The organism is Pelorhabdus rhamnosifermentans, from assembly GCF_018835585.1.
GTDB lineage: Bacteria > Bacillota > Negativicutes > UMGS1260 > UMGS1260 > Pelorhabdus > Pelorhabdus rhamnosifermentans.
The window spans coordinates 1-3672 of sequence record NZ_JAHGVE010000059.1; the positions used below are offsets into that span (position 1 = coordinate 1).

The 3672-nt window shown below is 42.0% G+C and carries 3 protein-coding genes; all 3 read left to right on the top strand.

The annotated features are described in order from the left end of the window. Window positions 1-738 precede the first annotated feature (738 nt). On the top strand, window positions 739-2286 hold the full coding sequence (locus Ga0466249_RS25620) for an alanine/glycine:cation symporter family protein (protein ID WP_215832339.1): 1548 nt from the start codon (window positions 739-741) through the stop codon (window positions 2284-2286). Window positions 2287-2480: 194 nt separating this feature from the next. After that, the gene (gene ppnP, locus Ga0466249_RS25625) at window positions 2481-2762 is read left to right on the top strand and encodes a pyrimidine/purine nucleoside phosphorylase (RefSeq protein ID WP_215832340.1); all 282 of its coding nucleotides are present in this window, start codon (window positions 2481-2483) and stop codon (window positions 2760-2762) included. Window positions 2763-2878: 116 nt separating this feature from the next. Continuing rightward, window positions 2879-3672, top strand: a 794-nt coding sequence (locus Ga0466249_RS25630) for an aldehyde dehydrogenase family protein (protein WP_215832341.1), incomplete at its 3' end; no start/stop codon positions are given.

Here is a 3672-nt window from a genome sequence, read left to right on the forward strand (position 1 = left end):
GACAAGCCGACTGGTGCAGTTGTTGGACAACAACCATTCGGTGGTAGCCGTGGATCAGGAACAAATGATAAAGCAGGTAGCGCGATCAACTTAAATCGTTGGATAAGTCAACGGGCAATTAAGGAGACACTCGTTCCTCGCACCGTGGTTGCTTATCCCTATATGGGAGAGAAATAACTGACTTTGGCAGGTTTAGTAAGACTGTAAACTATTAAATGACTCAACCATCAAAAAAGTTGAAGTATAACATCAAATATTCGATATTCCGTTTTAGGGACGTTTATATTATAATAACTATTAAGCAAAGGCGCTTAAACAAATTTATTTTTGTTTAAGCGCCTTTTTGTTTTTTAAAGCTTAGGAGGCGATGATGATTACAAGAAAGTTCTGCATTCCATGGCCTTGCTGACATAATGTATTATGATTCAACAATCAAAAAAGCTGAAGTATAACATCAAATACTCAATATTCTGTTTTCGGGACGTAGATGATATTATTTCTTTGGGAGAGATTTAATAGGATATACTTAAAAATAAATTTTCAAAAGATTCTCGTTATTAACATTAAGAATATTCAGTAAATATAAGTATCCTTAAATGATTAGAGTGGGGGTTAGTTTGCCAAATATATTTATTCTAAGAGGGAGGAATCAGTATTGGAATTAACGGCAATGACCATTCGCAATGATGTTGTGAAAAAAATAGGTACAAAGAATCAAATAGGAAGGGGTCACTTAATATGGAATATATTAAAGATTTAGTTGATTACTTGAATGGCTATGTTTGGTCAACGGCTATGTTGGTTTTTGTCATTGGTTCATGCATATATTTTTCCGTCGTACTCAGATTTACCCAGGTCCGCAATTTAAAAGATATGGTGAGAAACCTGGTAAGCAACCAAAGCTCGGAAAGCGGCATTTCCACTTTTTCTTCATTTTGGACCACTATGGCTGCTCGTGTCGGTGTTGGTAATATCGCCGGTGTGGCGGTGGCCATCTATATGGGAGGTCCCGGCGCTGTGTTCTGGATGTGGGTTACGGCTATTTTGCTTGCCGCTATATCATTTACAGAATGCTCACTGGGACAGTTATATAAAATCCGGGTTGACGGTCAGTACCGTGGCGGCGCTTATTATTGCGCTGAGAACGGGCTGGGCTGGAAGTGGTTTGGCATTTTGTTTGCTGGAGTCACTGTTGTGGTGATGGTAATCCTGATGCCCGGTGTCCAGGCTAATATGATCAGCGAAGGTCTGAACCACAGCTTGGGTGTTGCCCCGTGGCTAACTGGCCTGGTCGGCGCGGTGCTGCTGGGTGCCATCATTCTCGGCGGCATCAAACGTATCAGTAAATTTGCTGCTATTCTCGTTCCCTTGAAAGTAGGTCTCTTTTTGCTGTTGACCATAGTTGTGCTAATCGTTCATGCTCACGCGATTCCGACCATGTTCGCTTGGATTTTTTCAGCTGCTTTTAATCAAGGCTCTGTATTCGGCGGCATGATGGGCAGCGCGGTCACCATGGGCATCAGACGCGCCACCTTCGCCTCTGGAGCCGGTATGGGTGAAGAGACCCCTGCGGCTGCGGCGGCTGAGACCGCGCATCCTGTCGGACAGGGTTTGGCCAATTCTTTTGGCATCTATATGGATATTGTAGTATGCACTTGCACGGCGCTGATGATTCTGGTCACCGACTGCTTTAATACGGCTACAGGCTATATCGGTGCTGGTTCTTCCAAAATGGCGGAATTAGCTGCTTCTGGACAGAATGGCGTTGTATATACCCAGGAGGCTGTTGGCACGATTATGCCAGATTCAGGCGCAGTTATTGTTGGCGTCTTAGTGATCTTATTTGCCTTTACTACGATCCTTAGCTATTATTATCAAGCTGAAACTGCGGTGGCTTATCTCTGCTATGGTGATTCACGTAAGAAACTCCGTAAAGGAATTATTTTTGGCATGAAAATTTTAGTACTGCTGGTGTACTTTTTCTTCTCTACCATCGCCTCGTCCGTTGCCTGGGCGACAGCCGATTTGGGTTGCGGCCTCATGGTATGGCTGAACGTGTTCATGCTGTGGTTCCTGTTTCCGAAGGCCGTCGCTATGCTGAAGGACTATGAGGAGCAGAGAAAAGCTGGTAAGACGCCCTTCTTTGATCCTGATAAGGTCGGTATTAAGAACGTAGACCTCTGGAAAGAGATTAACAAAGATAAAATTGCTGCTGTAAGAGAGATCAATAAAGACAAAAGCGTCATTTCCAGATCGGGAGAAGCTTATCTAGGCCAGAACGTATAAGCAGTTTTTCAATGTATCAAATGCGCCTTGTAAATGGTCCAGGCGATCTGGACAATCTTATAGACTGTGTGCATATGATTGAGTAAGAGTGCTGGTGGAGTCGGCATTAATAAAGCTAAAGTATAGTATCAAATAGTCAAAGTTCCGTTTTATAGACGTGTGTGATATTATTTGAGGGAAAGAAGGTGTAATATATGCTTAATGTCAATCAGTATTTTGAAGGTAAGGTTGTGTCGATAGGTTATCAATCTAACGACGGACAGGCAACAATTGGTGTCATGGATGTCGGTGAATATGAATTTTCAACATCAAAGCAAGAGCATATGACAGTGATTACTGGTGAGTTAGCTGTTAAGTTACCTGGAAAAACATTTTTTCAAAAAATATTAGCAAATGAGACTTTTGTTGTTGAAGCAAATCAAACATTTCAAGTCAAAGCCTTGGTGCAAACTTCTTATCTTTGTTTATATAGATAGCTATAATTGTAAGTGAACAGATTATCAAGTAAACATGCTATATATAGAATTCGTTGGAAACACTTTCACCTAAGATAGTGTTGATTCATTAAAAACAAACGAGGAGGAATTTTATAATGAACAATGGATATTTTCAAATTACACTTCCAGAAAACGAACCTGTAAAAGGTTACCTGCCAGGATCATCGGAAAGAGCGGCTTTAAAGGCTGAACTTGACAGACAATTAGCTAACCCAATTGAAGTACCGATGATTATTGGTGGCAAAGAAATTCGTTCAGGGAATAAAGCGAAGATGATTTGCCCCCATGATCATCAAAAAGTACTTGGTGAATACTATATAGCTGGTGAAACAGAGCTTCTGATGGCAATCGAAGCAGCCGAAGCGGCAAAAGCAGACTGGGAAAACATGTCTTGGGAGCATCGAGCGACTATTTTCTTAAAAGCAGCCGATTTATTGACAGGGAAATACCGCGCCAAATTAGCTGCGGCTTGTATGCTTGGACAAAGCAAGAATCCTTACCAAGCCGAAATCGATGTTATCTGTGAATTAGCAGATTTCCTGCGCTTTAATCCCTACTATATGCAAGAAATTTACAAGCAACAGCCAAACAACAGCGCGGGTGTTTGGAACCGTGTTGAATATCGGGCCCTTGATGGTTTTGTGGCCGCAATTACGCCGTTTAACTTTACATCCATTGGTGGTAATCTGCCTACAGCTCCGGCTATGGTTGGCAATACTGTTTTGTGGAAACCATCTTCAACAGCAGTACTTTCCAACTACTATTTCATGCAGATTCTTATTGAAGCGGGTTTGCCTGCAGGGGTTATTAATTTTGTACCTTGTAAAGGTGTTGACTTCGGTAAAGTTGTCGTCAGTCATCCCAAGATGGCAGGCTTCCACTTTACAGG